Origin of the sequence: Microbacterium sp. 22215 (genome assembly GCF_052045655.1) — a bacterium.
Taxonomy (GTDB): domain Bacteria; phylum Actinomycetota; class Actinomycetes; order Actinomycetales; family Microbacteriaceae; genus Microbacterium; species Microbacterium phyllosphaerae.
Map to the genome: position 1 here is coordinate 202740 of NZ_JBQEPC010000001.1, position 13478 is coordinate 216217.

Consider the following 13478-nt stretch of genomic DNA (forward strand, 5'->3'; position numbering starts at 1 on the left):
AGAGAGAAATGGTGGAGTCCATCGCACGCGTGCGACACATCCGCGTGACCCCTCAGAAGGCTCGTCGTGTCGTCGCGCTCATCAAGGGCAAGCAGGCCCAGGAGGCTCTGGCGATCCTGAAGTTCGCACAGCAGAGCGCCAGTGAGCCGATCTACAAGCTTGTCGCGTCGGCCATGGCCAACGCGCAGGTCAAGGCGGATCGTGACGGCGAGTACCTCGACGAGCAGGACCTGTACGTGGCTAACGCCTACGTAGACGAGGGCACGACGCTCAAGCGTTTCCAGCCCCGTGCACAGGGTCGCGCTTTCCAGATCAAGAAGCGCACGAGCCACATCACGGTCGTGCTCTCGACGCCCGCCGCAGCCCCGGCTGCTGCGAGCGACAGCAACAAGAAGGCGAGCAAGTAATGGGACAGAAGGTAAACCCGTACGGCTTCCGCCTCGGCATCACCACGGACCACGTGTCGCGCTGGTTCTCGGACTCGACGAAGCCGGGTCAGCGTTACGCCGACTACGTCGCCGAGGACATCAAGATCCGCAACCTGCTGAAGACGCAGCTCGACCGCGCCGGTGTCTCGAACATCGAGATCGAGCGCACCCGTGACCGCGTCCGCGTCGACATCCACACCGCCCGTCCGGGCATCGTGATCGGTCGTCGTGGCGCCGAGGCCGAGCGCATCCGCGGCGACCTCGAGAAGCTCTCGGGCAAGCAGATCCAGCTGAACATCCTCGAGGTCAAGAACCCCGAGGCCGACGCTCAGCTCGTCGCGCAGGGCATCGCCGAGCAGCTCTCTGCTCGTGTGGCGTTCCGTCGTGCGATGCGCAAGGGTCTCCAGGGCGCGCAGCGCGCTGGTGCCAAGGGCATCCGCATCCAGGTCTCCGGCCGCCTCGGCGGCGCCGAGATGAGCCGTTCGGAGTTCTACCGCGAGGGTCGTGTGCCGCTGCACACGCTGCGCGCGAACATCGACTACGGCTTCTACGAGGCGAAGACCACCTTCGGCCGCATCGGCGTGAAGGTCTGGATCTACAAGGGCGACCTGACCAACAAGGAGCTTGCCCGCGAGCAGGCCAACGCACCGAAGTCCCGTCGTGACGACCGTGGTGGCGACCGCCGCCGCGCGCCGCGCAACGAGGCCCCTGTCGCAGAAGGAGCGTCTGCCTGATGCTTATTCCCCGCAAGGTCAAGTTCCGTAAGCAGCACCACCCCGGCCGCAGCGGCCAGGCGACCGGTGGCACCAAGGTCTCCTTCGGTGACTACGGCATCCAGGCGCTCACGCCTGCCTACGTGACGAACCGTCAGATCGAGTCCGCTCGTATCGCGGTCACCCGTCACATCAAGCGTGGCGGAAAGGTGTGGATCAACATCTACCCCGACCGTCCGCTCACCAAGAAGCCTGCCGAGACCCGCATGGGTTCCGGTAAGGGTTCCCCCGAGTGGTGGGTTGCCAACGTCAAGCCGGGTCGCGTCCTCTTCGAGGTCTCCGGTGTGAGCGAAGAGCTCGCTCGCGAGGCACTGACCCGAGCAATTCACAAGCTGCCGTTGAAGGCACGCATCATCAAGCGCGAGGAGGGCGACGCGTAATGGCGATCGGCACCAAGGAGCTCGCTCCGGCAGAGCTCGACACGTTCGAAGACCAGCGCCTCGTTGAGGAGCTGCGTAAGGCCAAGGAGGAGCTGTTCAACCTCCGTTTCCAGTCGGCCACCGGCCAGCTGGAGAGCCACGGCCGCATCCGCGCGGTCAAGCGCGACATCGCGCGCCTGTACACCGTGATCCGCGAGCGCGAGCTGGGCATCCGTGCGACGCCCGCTCCCGTCGAGGCTCCGGCCAAGAAGGCGACCAAGTCGAAGGCGAAGAAGGCGGACTCCGCCGACGACGCCGTGAAGGAAGAGGCTGAGTGATGGCCACCAAGAAGGAAGCCGCTGTCGAGGCTGAGCACGCCGCACACGACGTCCGCGATGCGGATGCCCGTGGGTACCGCAAGTCGCGTCGTGGCTACGTCATCAGCGACAAGATGGACAAGACCATCGTGGTCGAGGTCGAGGACCGCGTGAAGCACCCGCTTTACGGCAAGGTCATCCGCCGCACCTCGAAGGTCAAGGCGCACGATGAGGCGAACTCCGCCGGCATCGGCGACCTCGTCCTGATCAACGAGACCCGCCCGCTCAGCGCCACGAAGCGCTGGCGTCTGGTGGAGATTCTGGAGAAGGCCAAGTGATCCAGCAGGAATCCCGCCTCAAGGTCGCCGACAACACCGGCGCGAAGGAGCTGCTCACCATCCGTGTTCTCGGCGGCTCGCGTCGTCGTTACGCCGGTCTGGGTGACACCATCGTCGCGACCGTCAAGGACGCGATCCCGGGCGGAAACGTCAAGAAGGGCGATGTGGTCAAGGCCGTCATCGTCCGCACGGTCAAGTCCACGCGCCGTCCCGACGGCTCGTACATCAAGTTCGACGAGAACGCCGCCGTGATCCTGAAGAACGACGGGGAGCCCCGCGGCACCCGTATCTTCGGACCGGTCGGTCGCGAGCTTCGTGACAAGAAGTTCATGAAGATCGTCTCGCTGGCGCCGGAGGTTATTTAAGTCATGGCGAAGATCAAGAAGGGTGACCTGGTTCAGGTCATCACCGGAGCCACGCAGGAGCGTGGCGGCGATCGCGGCAAGCAGGGCAAGGTCCTCGAGATCCTGGCCGAGAAGAACCGCATCATCGTCGAAGGCGTGAACTACGTCACCAAGCACACGCGCGTCGGACAGACGCAGCGCGGCACCAAGACGGGCGGCCTCGAGACTGTCGAGGCCTCCATCCACATCTCGAACGTCGCACTCGTCGACCCCTCGACCAAGAAGCCGACCAAGGTCGGCCACCGGGTCGAGGAGCAGACCAAGGACGGCGTCAAGCGCACCGTCCGTGTGCGGTACGCGAAGAAGTCAGGTAAGGACCTCTGATGGCAACCACCGACGCTGCGGTGGCTGGCAAGATCCAGCCCCGCCTGAAGGCGAAGTACAAGGCCGAGATCCAGCAGAAGCTGCAGGATGAGTTCGGCTACACCAACGTGATGCAGATCCCCGGTCTGGTCAAGGTCGTCGTGAACACCGGTGTCGGTGAAGCGGCCCGTGACAGCAAGGTGATCGACGGCGCGATCGACGATCTCACCAAGATCACCGGTCAGAAGCCGCTCGTCACGAAGGCTCGCAAGTCGATCGCGCAGTTCAAGCTGCGTGAGGGCCAGGCCATCGGCGCACACGTCACCCTCCGTGGTGACCGTGCGTGGGAGTTCCTGGACCGCCTCGTCTCGCTCGCACTGCCCCGCATCCGCGACTTCCGCGGTCTGTCGGCCAAGCAGTTCGACGGCAACGGCAACTACACCTTCGGTCTCCAGGAGCAGAGCGTGTTCCACGAGATCGATCAGGACAAGATCGACCGGGTTCGCGGTTTCGACATCACTGTCGTCACCACCGCGAAGACGGACGACGAAGGTCGCGCACTTCTGCGTCACCTCGGCTTCCCCTTCCGTACGGAAGACGCCAAGGCGTAAGCGGTTTCGGGNCCCGATCCCGTACAATTGAAGATTGCGTGTCATCGCAGGCCGTCTGTCGTGTAACGGCAGCCGGAACCTCATGAACAAAGGAAAACAACAATGACAATGACAGACCCGGTCGCAGATCTGCTGACCCGTCTGCGTAACGCGAACTCGGCGCACCACGATTCCGTGACCCTGCCGTCGAGCAAGCTCAAGACGCACATCGCCGAGATCCTCCAGCAGGAGGGCTACATCGCCGGCTGGGAGACGACTGACGCACGCGTCGGCTCGAACCTCACCCTGCAGCTGAAGTACGGCCCCAACCGTGAGCGTTCGATCGCGGGCATCAAGCGCGTGTCGAAGCCCGGTCTCCGCGTCTACGCGAAGTCCACGGAGCTCCCCAGGGTCCTCGGCGGACTCGGCGTGGCCATCCTGTCCACCTCCTCCGGTCTTCTCACCGACCGTCAGGCAGAGCAGAAGGGCGTGGGCGGAGAAGTTCTCGCCTACGTGTGGTAATCGAAAATGTCGCGTATTGGACGACTTCCCATCGACGTTCCCGCGGGCGTGACCATCTCGGTCGACGGCCGTGAGGTCGCGGTGAAGGGCCCCAAGGGTGAGCTCACCCTGACGGTCGCCAAGCCCATCGAGGTCGCGGTCGAGGAGAACCAGGTTCTCGTCACCCGTCCCGACGACGAGCGCGAGTCCCGGTCGCTTCACGGCCTGACCCGCACTCTCATCAACAACAACATCATCGGCGTGACCCAGGGCTACACCAAGGGTCTCGAGGTCGTCGGAACCGGTTACCGCGTCGCTCAGAAGGGCAGCTCGGTCGAGTTCGCCCTGGGCTTCTCGCACCCGGTCCTCATCGACCCGCCCGCCGGTATCACGCTCACGGTCGAGGGCAACAACAAGCTCACCGTCAGCGGAATCGACAAGCAGGCTGTCGGCGAGGCAGCTGCGAACATCCGCAAGATCCGCAAGCCCGAGCCGTACAAGGGCAAGGGTGTGCGCTACGCCGGCGAGATCGTGCGTCGCAAGGCCGGAAAGAGTGGTAAGTAACATGGCTCTCAAGTCAAAGTCTGACGCCCGCGCGCGTCGTCATGCCCGCCTTCGCAAGAAGGTCGTCGGCACCGAGGTGCGTCCGCGCCTCGTCGTCAACCGTTCGGCTCGCCACGTCTTCGTGCAGCTTGTCGACGACAGCAAGGGTCACACCGTGGCGTCGGCCTCGACGCTCGAGACCGACCTGCGCTCGCTCGAGGGTGACAAGACCGCCAAGGCCCGCAAGGTCGGCGAGCTTCTCGCCGAGCGTGCGAAGGCTGCCGGCGTTTCCGAGGCAGTGTTCGACCGTGGCGGCAACCGCTACGCCGGTCGTGTCGCCGCCATCGCCGACGGCGCCCGCGAAGGGGGTCTGGCACTGTGAGTGACAACAAGGAGAACGAAGTGACCGAAGCGGCAGCTGCCACTTCCGAGACTGCCGCCGGCACCACGCAGGCTGAGCCGTCTCAGCGCGACAACCGCCGCGGCGGTGGCCGTGGTGACCGCAACCAGGGTGGTCGTGACCGCAACTCTCGCGATCGTGGGGACAACCAGTTCCTCGAGCGCGTGGTCACCATCAACCGCGTCTCGAAGGTCGTGAAGGGTGGTCGTCGCTTCAGCTTCACCGCTCTCGTGGTCGTCGGTGACGGCAACGGTCTGGTGGGCGTCGGCTACGGCAAGGCCCGCGAGGTCCCTCTGGCGATCTCGAAGGGTGTCGAAGAGGCCAAGCGCAACTTCTTCCGCGTTCCGCGCGTCGGAAGCACCATCCCGCACCCCGTGCAGGGTGAGGCTGCGGCAGGCGTCGTCCTGCTTCGTCCGGCCGCTGCCGGTACCGGTGTCATCGCCGGTGGTCCGGTCCGCGCCGTGCTCGAGTGCGCCGGTATCCACGACGTGCTGTCGAAGTCGCTCGGCTCGTCGAACACGATCAACATCGTGCACGCGACGGTGACGGCTCTGAAGCAGCTCGAGGAGCCCCGTGCGGTCGCCGCACGTCGTGGCCTCGAGTTCGACCAGGTCGCCCCCGCGCGTCTCGTCCGTGCGGAGGCTGACGCCATCGCCGCACAGAAGGTAGGTGCCTGATGGCTGCGCGCCTGAAGGTCACGCAGGTCAAGTCCAAGGTGAGCGAGAAGCAGAACCAGCGTGACACGCTGCGCAGCCTCGGTCTGAAGCGCATCGGTGACAGCACCGTTCGCCCCGACGACGCGCAGACGCGCGGTTACGTCAAGACCGTCGCCCACCTCGTCAAGGTTGAGGAGATCGACTAATGGCTGAGAAGAACGAAGCCGAAGGCGCCGCGAAGGCTCCGAAGAAGGCCGCAGCTCCCAAGGCCGCAGCCGAGAAGAAGCCCGCCGCCAAGAAGGCACCCGCGAAGGCGTCCGAGGCCAAGGCCGAGACCGCCACGAAGCCGACTGCCAAGAAGGCCGCGCCGAAGAAGGATGCTCCGGCATCCCGCGCCGGCGTGCTGAAGGTGCACCACCTGCGTCCGGTCCCCGGATCCAACACCGCGAAGACCCGTGTCGGTCGCGGTGAGGGCTCCAAGGGTAAGACCGCAGGTCGCGGTACCAAGGGTACGAAGGCTCGCAACACCGTTCGCGTCGGCTTCGAGGGTGGGCAGATGCCGTTGCACATGCGCACCCCGAAGCTGCGCGGGTTCAAGAACCCGTTCCGCGTGGAGTACCAGGTCGTGAACCTGGAGAAGCTCGCGGAGCTGTACCCCAAGGGTGGCGACGTCACCATCAGCGACCTGGTCGCCAAGGGTGCCGTTCGCAAGAACGAGAAGGTCAAGGTTCTCGGAAACGGCGACATCGCCGTGAAGCTCACCGTCGCGGTCGACAAGGTCTCGGGTTCCGCCGAGCAGAAGATCGTGGCTGCTGGCGGATCCGTCAAGTAACCACTTCATGAGAGGGGTCGGAGATTCTCCGGCCCCTCTTATGGGTTAGCCTGTTCTTTCAGCCGTCCTTCAGGGACGGCAACCTTTTCAGGAGGAACGTCCTTGTTTAGCGCCATCGCGCGGATCTTCCGCACGCCCGACCTGCGTCGGAAGATCGGTTTCACCCTCGCCATCGTCGCCATCTATCGACTTGGCTCGAATGTCCCTGCTCCGTTCGTGAACTTCCCGAACGTCGAGGAGTGCCTGGCTCAGAACTCAGGCACTGATGGGCTCCTCGGGCTGGTCAACCTCTTCTCCGGCGGGGCGCTCCTCCAGCTGTCGATCTTCGCGCTCGGCGTCATGCCGTACATCACCGCGACGATCATCACGCAGCTCCTGCGGGTCGTCATCCCTCACTTCGAGGCACTGCACAAGGAAGGACAGGCCGGCCAGGCCCGTCTCACCCAGTACACGCGGTACCTCACCATCGCCCTAGCGCTGCTGCAGTCGACCACGCTCGTCACGGTGGCTCGCAGCGGTCAGCTCTTCGGCACGACCGATGTCGCGGCCTGCCAGAACCTGCTCACGAACGACGTGTGGTGGGCGCAGCTGCTCATCATCATGGCGATGACCGCCGGTACCGGCCTCATCATGTGGTTCGCCGAGCTCGTCACCGAGCGCGGCATCGGCAACGGCATGTCGCTGCTCATCTTCACCTCGATCGCCGCGACGTTCCCCGGTGCCATGTGGCTCATCTGGGAGAGCAAGGGCTTCGAGGTCTTCCTGCTGGTGCTTCTGGTCGGAATCATCGTCATGGCTCTCGTCGTGTTCGTCGAGCAGTCGCAGCGTCGCATCCCGGTGCAGTACGCGAAGCGCATGGTCGGCCGTCGCACGTACGGCGGCACGAACACCTACATCCCGATCAAGGTGAACATGGCGGGTGTGATCCCCGTGATCTTCGCCTCGTCGCTGCTGTACATCCCGGCACTGATCGCGCAGTTCAACACCCCGCAGGACGGCTCCGAGCCCGCCGCGTGGGTCACCTGGATCAGCGCGAACTTCACGACGGGAAACCACCCGGTCTACATGGCCGCGTACTTCCTGCTGATCATCGGGTTCACGTACTTCTACGTCGCGATCACGTTCAACCCCGTCGAGGTCGCCGACAACATGAAGAAGTACGGCGGATTCATCCCGGGCATCCGCGCAGGTCGTCCGACCGCCGAGTACCTCGACTACGTGCTCACCCGCATCACGCTGCCCGGCTCGATCTACCTCGGCCTGATCGCGCTGATCCCGCTGATCGCTCTCGCCACCGTCGGCGCCAACCAGAACTTCCCGTTCGGTGGCGCATCGATCCTCATCATCGTGGGTGTCGGTCTCGAGACGGTCAAGCAGATCGATGCACAGCTGCAGCAGCGTCACTACGAAGGGCTCCTCCGATGACAGCCACCGCTCGTCTCCTCATCGTCGGCCCGCAGGGATCCGGCAAGGGCACCCAGGGTGTCCGCATCGCCGAGTCGTACGGCATCCCGGTCGTCTCGACCGGAGACATCTTCCGCGCGAACATCAAAGAGGGCACACCGCTCGGCCAGCAGGTCACGGCGATCCTCGACAAGGGCGACCTGGTCCCCGACGAGCTGACGAGCGAGATCGTCCGCGACCGTCTGTCGCAGGACGATGCGGCGAAGGGCTTCCTGCTCGACGGCTACCCCCGCAACGCGGCTCAGGTGGCGCACCTCGATGCGTTCCTCGCAGAGCGCGGCGAGTCGCTCGACGCCGTCATCCTGCTCGATGTGTCCCGCGAAGAGAGCATCGAGCGTCTCAAGCTCCGCGCAGCGGAGCAGGGGCGATCGGATGACACCGACGAGGCCATCGCCCACCGTCTCGACATCTACGAGCACGAGACGGCGCCGATCCTCGAGGTCTACGGTCCCCGTGGAATCGTCGACCGCATCGACGGCGTCGGCAGCCTCGACGAGATCACCGAGCGCGTCTTCGCGGCGCTGACCGCACGCGGTCTGCGCCTCGCGGCCTGATCTGCGCACGATGTTCCGCAAGTCGATCTACAAGAGCGCCGCTCAGCTGCGGGCCATGGTCGAACCGGGCCTCATCACGGCCGCGGCTCTCGACGCGGTCCGTCCGCTGATCCGGCCGGGCGTCACGACGCTCGAGCTGGATGCCGAGGCGAACAGGGTCATCCTCGCTCGTGGCGCGGAGTCGAACTTCCAGCTCGTGCGTGGCTACCGCCACACCACGTGCATCTCGGTCAACGACGAGGTCGTGCACGGCATCCCCGGAGAGCGTGTGCTGCAGGCGGGCGACATCGTCTCGATCGACTGCGGTGCGCAGTTCCAGGGCTGGAACGGCGACAGCGCGATCACCGTCGTCGTGCCCGACGAGACCCGCCCTGAGGTCGTCGCCCAGCGCCAGGAGCTCTCCCGCGTCACCGAGGGGTCGATGTGGGCCGGAATCGCCGCCATGGCGTCCGCGTCGCACCTGGGTGACATCGGGGCAGCGATTCAGGGATACATCGAGGCTCAGGGGCCTTCGGCGGTCTCCGGTGAGACGTACGGGATCCTCCGCGAGTACGTGGGTCACGGCATCGGTCGCAAGATGCATGAAGCGCCGAGCGTCTTCAACTACCGCACGCCCGATCCGGGGCCAGAGCTCAAGCCGGGCCTCGTCCTCGCGATCGAGCCCATGGTCACCGCGGGGAGCGATGAGACGTTCGTCGAGGACGACGACTGGACGGTCTCGACGACCGACGGCACCGACGGCTCGCACTGGGAGCACAGCGTCGCGCTGCATGTGGGTGGCATCTGGGTGCTCACCGCGGCCGACGGGGGAGCAGCTGGTCTCGCGCCCTTCGGCGTGACTCCGACGCCCATCGCCTGAACCGCGGATGCCCTGAGCGGCGTCCGCTCGTCATACAGGGGATCGTCACAACGCGCACATAGGTTTCTCCGGGCACAATGGATGTATGGGTGCGCGTGCGCCCGCAGACTTCAGGCCGGGTCCGCCGCGAGCGGTCCTCGACAGAAACGGAAAACCATGGCAGCCGCGAAGAGCAACACCAACTGGTTCGTGATCGGCGTCTCGGCGGCAGTGGTGGTCGTTCTGGCCGTCCTCGCCTTCGTCGTCGTGTCGCTCAACAACCAGGCGACCGACCCAGGCACCGCGCCGCAGAGCTCGATCGTGAATGAGGAGACCGGCGCGATCTCCTTCGGCGCGGGCGAAGACGAGATCGACACGTACGTCGACTTCATGTGCCCCGTGTGCGGTCAGTTCGAGGACGCGTACGGCGAGCAGCTGCAGACGGCGGCGGCCGACAACAAGATCACGCTGAACATCCACCCGGTCTCGATCCTCAACCGGTACTCGACGACGGGTCAGTACTCGTCGCTGTCAGCCGGCTCGATGTACTGCGTCGCCGCCGAGGCACCCGATGCGACCCTGGACTACTTCAACCTGCTCTTCACGAACCAGCCCGAGGAGAACTCCGCGGGCCTCAGCGTCGAGGAGCTGAGCGCTCTCGCCGAGCAGGCGGGTGCGGGAGCTGCCGCCGACTGCATCGCGGACGGCACGTACACGAAGTTCGCCGACTCGCAGACGAAGGCCCACGACATCAAGGGAACTCCGACGGTCGAGGTCAACGGCACGCGCATCGACAACAGTGAGATCGCCACCGAATTCGCCAAGATCCTCGGCTGATCTGTCCGATATCGACTCGGGAGTTCCGGCATCCTGCTCAGGTTGCCGGAACTCCCGTTGTCGGATAACATAGATCCTTGGTGCCTTGCGCCTTGATTCGGCGTGTCTGAATCGGCAGAGGCATCGCAATCCAACCACCCACCGCAGATCGACCGATCTGCAGAAGCGTCAGCGAGGCTATGGCTAAGAAAGACGGTGTCATCGAGATCGAGGGCGTGATCTCCGAGGCTCTGCCCAACGCGATGTTCCGCGTTGAGCTTTCCAACGGACACAAGGTCCTGGCAACGATCTCCGGCAAGATGCGGCAGAACTACATCCGCATCATCCCCGAGGACCGCGTGGTCGTGGAGCTCAGCCCCTACGACCTCACCCGCGGCCGTATCGTCTACCGCTACCGCTGATCGGTCGAGAAGTAACGGCCTGCCCCAGCTCGGGGCGGTACGAAGACAGCGAACAGGAAACATCATGAAGGTCAACCCCAGCGTCAAGCCCATCTGCGATCACTGCAAGGTGATCCGTCGTCACGGCCGCGTCATGGTGATCTGCAAGAGCAACCCGCGCCACAAGCAGCGCCAGGGCTGACCGCCCGTCGGCGATGCCGGCGGACTCTTCGGATCTGACTCACAACTCAATACACACAACGGCAGGATCAGAACCCACGCGAGTGGGGGACACCTCGGGGCGGAGGCCCGAGCACCGATCCTGCTCCACACCTCCACAACACTCAGGAGAACCGCATGGCACGTCTTGCCGGCGTTGACATCCCGCGCGACAAGCGCGTGGTGATCGCCCTTACCTACATCTACGGCGTCGGCCGTACCCGCTCGGTCGAGATCCTCAAGGCGACGGAGATCGACGAGAGCATCCGCGTGAAGGACCTCAGCGATGACCAGCTGATCGCCCTCCGCGACCACATCGAAGGTACCTACAAGGTGGAGGGTGACCTGCGCCGCGAGGTCGCCGCAGACATCCGCCGCAAGGTCGAGATCGGCTCCTACGAGGGCATCCGCCACCGTCGTGGCCTCCCGGTCCGTGGTCAGCGCACCAAGACCAACGCCCGTACCCGCAAGGGCCCGAAGCGCACCGTCGCAGGCAAGAAGAAGGCCCGCTAAGCGCGGCCCCCAGGGACTAGGAGAACACTTTCATGGCTGCACCCAAGGCCGCCGCGCGCAAGCCGCGCCGCAAGGAAAAGAAGAACATCGCACTGGGCCACGCCCACATCAAGTCGACGTTCAACAACACCATCGTCTCGATCACCGACCCGTCCGGCGCTGTCATCAGCTGGGCATCGTCGGGTGGCGTGGGCTTCAAGGGCTCGCGCAAGTCGACGCCCTACGCCGCTGGAATGGCTGCCGAGTCGGCCGCCCGCCAGGCGCAGGAGCACGGCGTCAAGAAGGTCGACGTCTTCGTCAAGGGACCGGGATCGGGTCGCGAGACCGCGATCCGCTCGCTGACGGCCGCCGGCCTCGAGGTCGGATCGATCCAGGACGTCACCCCGCAGGCGCACAACGGTTGCCGCCCGCCGAAGCGTCGCCGCGTCTGATCAGGCTTGTTGAGCCGCTCGTGCCCCTGGGCCCGAGCGGCTCGACGCCCGCCAGCGGGCATCGACTCACAAAACTCAAGACCTCACCCCACCACATGTCATATAGCGGGCATGTGATCGAAAGGAACACAGAGTGCTTATTGCACAGCGTCCCACACTGACCGAGGAAAAGATCGTCGAGAACCGGAGCCGGTTCATCATCGAGCCTCTGGAGCCCGGCTTCGGATACACGATCGGCAACGCGCTTCGTCGCAGCCTGCTGTCGTCGATCCCCGGCGCCGCGGTCACCAGCGTTCGCATCGACGGCGTGCTGCACGAGTTCAGCACCATCCCCGGCGTGAAGGAGGATGTCACCGAGATCATCCTCAACATCAAGCAGCTCGTGGTCTCGTCGGAGCGCGACGAGCCCATCACGGCGTACCTGCGCAAGACCGGTTCGGGCGAAGTGACCGCCGCTGACATCTCGGCTCCGGCCGGTGTCGAGGTCCAGAACCCCGAGCTCGTCATCGCGACGCTCAACGAGACCGCGAAGTTCGAGCTCGAGCTCACGATCGAGCGTGGCCGTGGCTACGTCTCGGCGACGCAGAACCGCAACGAGTACGCAGAGGCCGGTCAGATCCCGATCGACTCGATCTACTCGCCGGTCCTCAAGGTCAGCTACCGCGTCGACGCCACCCGTGCGGGTGAGCGTACCGACTTCGACAAGCTCGTCCTCGACGTCGAGACAAAGTCCGCCATCAGCCCCCGCGACGCTGTCGCGTCGGCTGCGAAGACGCTCACCGAGCTGTTCGGTCTCGCTCGCGAGCTGAACGTCGAGGCAGAGGGCATCGAGATCGGTCCGGCACCGGTGGAGGCAGTGAACTCCAGCGAGCTGTCGATGCCGATCGAGGACCTCGACCTCTCGGTCCGCTCGTACAACTGCCTGAAGCGTGAGGGCATCAACACCGTTTCCGAGCTCGTCGCCCTGTCGGAGACGCAGCTCATGAACATCCGCAATTTCGGCCAGAAGTCGGTCGACGAGGTGCGCGACAAGCTCATCTCGCTCGGTCTGTCGCTCAAGGATTCGGTGCCCGGTTTCGACGGCGCCCACTTCTACGGCGGCAGCGAAGACGAGTCCTTCTGACCCACCCGGATTGTCATCTGGCAGCGGCCAGCTGACCCGACCTTTCCTGACCAGGAGCTAGATATGCCCAAGCCCACCAAGGGTCCCCGCCTCGGAGGCGGCCCCGCACACGAGCGTCTGCTGCTTGCCAACCTCGCGGCGGCTCTGTACACCCACAAGTCGATCAAGACGACCGAGACCAAGGCCAAGCGCCTGCGTCCGCTCGCCGAGCGCCTGATCACCTTCGCCAAGCGCGGAGACCTTCACGCTCGTCGCCGCGTCCTCTCGGTCATCGGCGACAAGAACGTCGTGCACACCCTCTTCGCCGAGATCGCACCGCTGGTCGCTGACCGTGAGGGTGGCTACACCCGCATCACGAAGGTCGGCAACCGCAAGGGCGACAACGCCCCGATGGCCGTGATCGAGCTCGTCCTCGAGCCCGTCACCCCCAAGGTGAAGTCGACCAAGAAGGCCGCCAAGGCTGAGAAGCCCGCCGAGGTCGTCGACGAGGCCCCCGCCGAGGAGGCTCCCGTCGAGGAGACCACCGACGCCGGTGCCGAGTCGCAGGCCGAGGGAGAGGCAGCCGAGGCTGTCGCCGAGGACGCTGTCGAGAAGAAGTCCGAGTAAGCACCTCGCTCGCATGAAGAAGCCCGCCGCCCCGACAGGGACGGCGGGCTTCTTCGTTCTCCGGGCGTC

Annotated in this window: 24 protein-coding genes; all 24 read left to right on the plus strand. The window is 65.1% G+C overall.

Going from position 1 to position 13478, the window contains the following annotated elements:
* The first annotated feature begins 8 nt into the window (after positions 1 to 8).
* The 24 genes from rplV (at position 9) to rplQ (ending at position 13409) form a co-directional block, all read left to right on the plus strand.
* Entirely contained in the window at positions 9 to 407 is a 399-nt protein-coding gene (rplV, locus tag ACTJKH_RS01040) for a 50S ribosomal protein L22 (protein WP_194765133.1), read from the plus strand.
* The gene (gene rpsC / locus ACTJKH_RS01045; RefSeq protein ID WP_042538759.1) at positions 407 to 1162 is read left to right on the plus strand and encodes a 30S ribosomal protein S3; all 756 of its coding nucleotides are present in this window, start codon (positions 407 to 409) and stop codon (positions 1160 to 1162) included. Before rplV ends, rpsC begins: the two co-directional genes overlap by 1 nt.
* Positions 1162 to 1581 carry a 50S ribosomal protein L16 gene (gene rplP, locus ACTJKH_RS01050; protein WP_042538761.1) on the plus strand — a complete coding sequence of 140 codons (420 nt, stop codon included), beginning with the start codon at positions 1162 to 1164 and terminating at the stop codon, positions 1579 to 1581. Before rpsC ends, rplP begins: the two co-directional genes overlap by 1 nt.
* Positions 1581 to 1898: a 50S ribosomal protein L29 gene (gene rpmC, locus ACTJKH_RS01055; RefSeq protein ID WP_017829202.1), complete on the plus strand. Its 318-nt coding sequence runs from the start codon at positions 1581 to 1583 to the stop codon at positions 1896 to 1898. The genes rplP and rpmC overlap by 1 nt, the downstream gene beginning before the upstream one ends.
* Complete coding sequence (rpsQ, locus tag ACTJKH_RS01060; RefSeq protein WP_042538763.1) at positions 1898 to 2215, plus strand: 30S ribosomal protein S17; 318 nt, start codon at positions 1898 to 1900, stop codon at positions 2213 to 2215. Before rpmC ends, rpsQ begins: the two co-directional genes overlap by 1 nt.
* A complete protein-coding gene (gene rplN, locus ACTJKH_RS01065) occupies positions 2212 to 2580 on the plus strand; it encodes a 50S ribosomal protein L14 (protein WP_053097479.1) in 369 nt (122 codons plus the stop codon). Before rpsQ ends, rplN begins: the two co-directional genes overlap by 4 nt.
* Before the next feature lie 3 nt (positions 2581 to 2583).
* Positions 2584 to 2943, plus strand: a complete 360-nt coding sequence (rplX, locus tag ACTJKH_RS01070) for a 50S ribosomal protein L24 (RefSeq protein WP_140037892.1) — start codon at positions 2584 to 2586, stop codon at positions 2941 to 2943.
* Complete coding sequence (rplE, locus tag ACTJKH_RS01075) at positions 2943 to 3533, plus strand: 50S ribosomal protein L5 (protein ID WP_210098739.1); 591 nt, start codon at positions 2943 to 2945, stop codon at positions 3531 to 3533. Before rplX ends, rplE begins: the two co-directional genes overlap by 1 nt.
* Before the next feature lie 102 nt (positions 3534 to 3635).
* On the plus strand, positions 3636 to 4034 hold the full coding sequence (rpsH, locus tag ACTJKH_RS01080; RefSeq protein WP_045253835.1) for a 30S ribosomal protein S8: 399 nt from the start codon (positions 3636 to 3638) through the stop codon (positions 4032 to 4034).
* 6 nt (positions 4035 to 4040) lie between these two features.
* Positions 4041 to 4577 carry a 50S ribosomal protein L6 gene (gene rplF, locus ACTJKH_RS01085; protein ID WP_431071059.1) on the plus strand — a complete coding sequence of 179 codons (537 nt, stop codon included), beginning with the start codon at positions 4041 to 4043 and terminating at the stop codon, positions 4575 to 4577.
* 1 nt (position 4578) lies between these two features.
* Entirely contained in the window at positions 4579 to 4938 is a 360-nt protein-coding gene (gene rplR, locus ACTJKH_RS01090; protein WP_029260926.1) for a 50S ribosomal protein L18, read from the plus strand.
* The gene (gene rpsE / locus ACTJKH_RS01095) at positions 4935 to 5633 is read left to right on the plus strand and encodes a 30S ribosomal protein S5 (protein WP_056514163.1); all 699 of its coding nucleotides are present in this window, start codon (positions 4935 to 4937) and stop codon (positions 5631 to 5633) included. Before rplR ends, rpsE begins: the two co-directional genes overlap by 4 nt.
* A complete protein-coding gene (gene rpmD, locus ACTJKH_RS01100; RefSeq protein WP_042538783.1) occupies positions 5633 to 5818 on the plus strand; it encodes a 50S ribosomal protein L30 in 186 nt (61 codons plus the stop codon). The genes rpsE and rpmD overlap by 1 nt, the downstream gene beginning before the upstream one ends.
* A complete protein-coding gene (rplO, locus tag ACTJKH_RS01105) occupies positions 5818 to 6444 on the plus strand; it encodes a 50S ribosomal protein L15 (RefSeq protein ID WP_440735431.1) in 627 nt (208 codons plus the stop codon). Before rpmD ends, rplO begins: the two co-directional genes overlap by 1 nt.
* A 102-nt stretch (positions 6445 to 6546) precedes the next feature.
* Positions 6547 to 7869 carry a preprotein translocase subunit SecY gene (gene secY, locus ACTJKH_RS01110; protein WP_210098737.1) on the plus strand — a complete coding sequence of 441 codons (1323 nt, stop codon included), beginning with the start codon at positions 6547 to 6549 and terminating at the stop codon, positions 7867 to 7869.
* Entirely contained in the window at positions 7866 to 8462 is a 597-nt protein-coding gene (locus tag ACTJKH_RS01115) for an adenylate kinase (protein WP_210098736.1), read from the plus strand. The genes secY and ACTJKH_RS01115 overlap by 4 nt, the downstream gene beginning before the upstream one ends.
* A 10-nt stretch (positions 8463 to 8472) precedes the next feature.
* The gene (map, locus tag ACTJKH_RS01120; RefSeq protein WP_440735432.1) at positions 8473 to 9321 is read left to right on the plus strand and encodes a type I methionyl aminopeptidase; all 849 of its coding nucleotides are present in this window, start codon (positions 8473 to 8475) and stop codon (positions 9319 to 9321) included.
* A 156-nt stretch (positions 9322 to 9477) separates the two neighbouring features.
* Positions 9478 to 10137 carry a DsbA family protein gene (locus ACTJKH_RS01125; protein WP_440735433.1) on the plus strand — a complete coding sequence of 220 codons (660 nt, stop codon included), beginning with the start codon at positions 9478 to 9480 and terminating at the stop codon, positions 10135 to 10137.
* Between the two features lie 179 nt (positions 10138 to 10316).
* On the plus strand, positions 10317 to 10538 hold the full coding sequence (infA, locus tag ACTJKH_RS01130; protein ID WP_017201569.1) for a translation initiation factor IF-1: 222 nt from the start codon (positions 10317 to 10319) through the stop codon (positions 10536 to 10538).
* A gap of 64 nt (positions 10539 to 10602) precedes the next feature.
* Complete coding sequence (rpmJ, locus tag ACTJKH_RS01135) at positions 10603 to 10719, plus strand: 50S ribosomal protein L36 (protein ID WP_005050492.1); 117 nt, start codon at positions 10603 to 10605, stop codon at positions 10717 to 10719.
* Positions 10720 to 10874: 155 nt separating this feature from the next.
* On the plus strand, positions 10875 to 11249 hold the full coding sequence (rpsM, locus tag ACTJKH_RS01140) for a 30S ribosomal protein S13 (protein WP_056312854.1): 375 nt from the start codon (positions 10875 to 10877) through the stop codon (positions 11247 to 11249).
* A gap of 32 nt (positions 11250 to 11281) precedes the next feature.
* Entirely contained in the window at positions 11282 to 11680 is a 399-nt protein-coding gene (gene rpsK, locus ACTJKH_RS01145) for a 30S ribosomal protein S11 (protein WP_045253826.1), read from the plus strand.
* A 133-nt stretch (positions 11681 to 11813) separates the two neighbouring features.
* Positions 11814 to 12803 (plus strand): DNA-directed RNA polymerase subunit alpha, encoded by a 990-nt coding sequence (locus ACTJKH_RS01150; protein WP_042538798.1) that lies wholly within the window; start codon positions 11814 to 11816, stop codon positions 12801 to 12803.
* Between the two features lie 63 nt (positions 12804 to 12866).
* The gene (rplQ, locus tag ACTJKH_RS01155) at positions 12867 to 13409 is read left to right on the plus strand and encodes a 50S ribosomal protein L17 (RefSeq protein WP_440735434.1); all 543 of its coding nucleotides are present in this window, start codon (positions 12867 to 12869) and stop codon (positions 13407 to 13409) included.
* Positions 13410 to 13478 lie beyond the last annotated feature (69 nt).

Bases quoted from the DNA above. Each gene is read 5' to 3' on its own strand.
- rplV (WP_194765133.1), top strand. From the start codon at position 9: ATGGTGGAGTCCATCGCACGCGTGCGACACATCCGCGTGACCCCTCAG.
- rpsC (WP_042538759.1), top strand. From the start codon at position 407: ATGGGACAGAAGGTAAACCCGTACGGCTTCCGCCTCGGCATCACCACG.
- rplP (WP_042538761.1), top strand. From the start codon at position 1,162: ATGCTTATTCCCCGCAAGGTCAAGTTCCGTAAGCAGCACCACCCCGGC.
- rpmC (WP_017829202.1), top strand. From the start codon at position 1,581: ATGGCGATCGGCACCAAGGAGCTCGCTCCGGCAGAGCTCGACACGTTC.
- rpsQ (WP_042538763.1), top strand. From the start codon at position 1,898: ATGGCCACCAAGAAGGAAGCCGCTGTCGAGGCTGAGCACGCCGCACAC.
- rplX (WP_140037892.1), top strand. From the start codon at position 2,584: ATGGCGAAGATCAAGAAGGGTGACCTGGTTCAGGTCATCACCGGAGCC.
- rplE (WP_210098739.1), top strand. From the start codon at position 2,943: ATGGCAACCACCGACGCTGCGGTGGCTGGCAAGATCCAGCCCCGCCTG.
- rpsH (WP_045253835.1), top strand. From the start codon at position 3,636: ATGACAATGACAGACCCGGTCGCAGATCTGCTGACCCGTCTGCGTAAC.
- rplF (WP_431071059.1), top strand. From the start codon at position 4,041: ATGTCGCGTATTGGACGACTTCCCATCGACGTTCCCGCGGGCGTGACC.
- rplR (WP_029260926.1), top strand. From the start codon at position 4,579: ATGGCTCTCAAGTCAAAGTCTGACGCCCGCGCGCGTCGTCATGCCCGC.
- rpmD (WP_042538783.1), top strand. From the start codon at position 5,633: ATGGCTGCGCGCCTGAAGGTCACGCAGGTCAAGTCCAAGGTGAGCGAG.
- rplO (WP_440735431.1), top strand. From the start codon at position 5,818: ATGGCTGAGAAGAACGAAGCCGAAGGCGCCGCGAAGGCTCCGAAGAAG.
- ACTJKH_RS01115 (WP_210098736.1), top strand. From the start codon at position 7,866: ATGACAGCCACCGCTCGTCTCCTCATCGTCGGCCCGCAGGGATCCGGC.
- map (WP_440735432.1), top strand. From the start codon at position 8,473: ATGTTCCGCAAGTCGATCTACAAGAGCGCCGCTCAGCTGCGGGCCATG.
- ACTJKH_RS01125 (WP_440735433.1), top strand. From the start codon at position 9,478: ATGGCAGCCGCGAAGAGCAACACCAACTGGTTCGTGATCGGCGTCTCG.
- infA (WP_017201569.1), top strand. From the start codon at position 10,317: ATGGCTAAGAAAGACGGTGTCATCGAGATCGAGGGCGTGATCTCCGAG.
- rpmJ (WP_005050492.1), top strand. From the start codon at position 10,603: ATGAAGGTCAACCCCAGCGTCAAGCCCATCTGCGATCACTGCAAGGTG.
- rpsM (WP_056312854.1), top strand. From the start codon at position 10,875: ATGGCACGTCTTGCCGGCGTTGACATCCCGCGCGACAAGCGCGTGGTG.
- rpsK (WP_045253826.1), top strand. From the start codon at position 11,282: ATGGCTGCACCCAAGGCCGCCGCGCGCAAGCCGCGCCGCAAGGAAAAG.
- rplQ (WP_440735434.1), top strand. From the start codon at position 12,867: ATGCCCAAGCCCACCAAGGGTCCCCGCCTCGGAGGCGGCCCCGCACAC.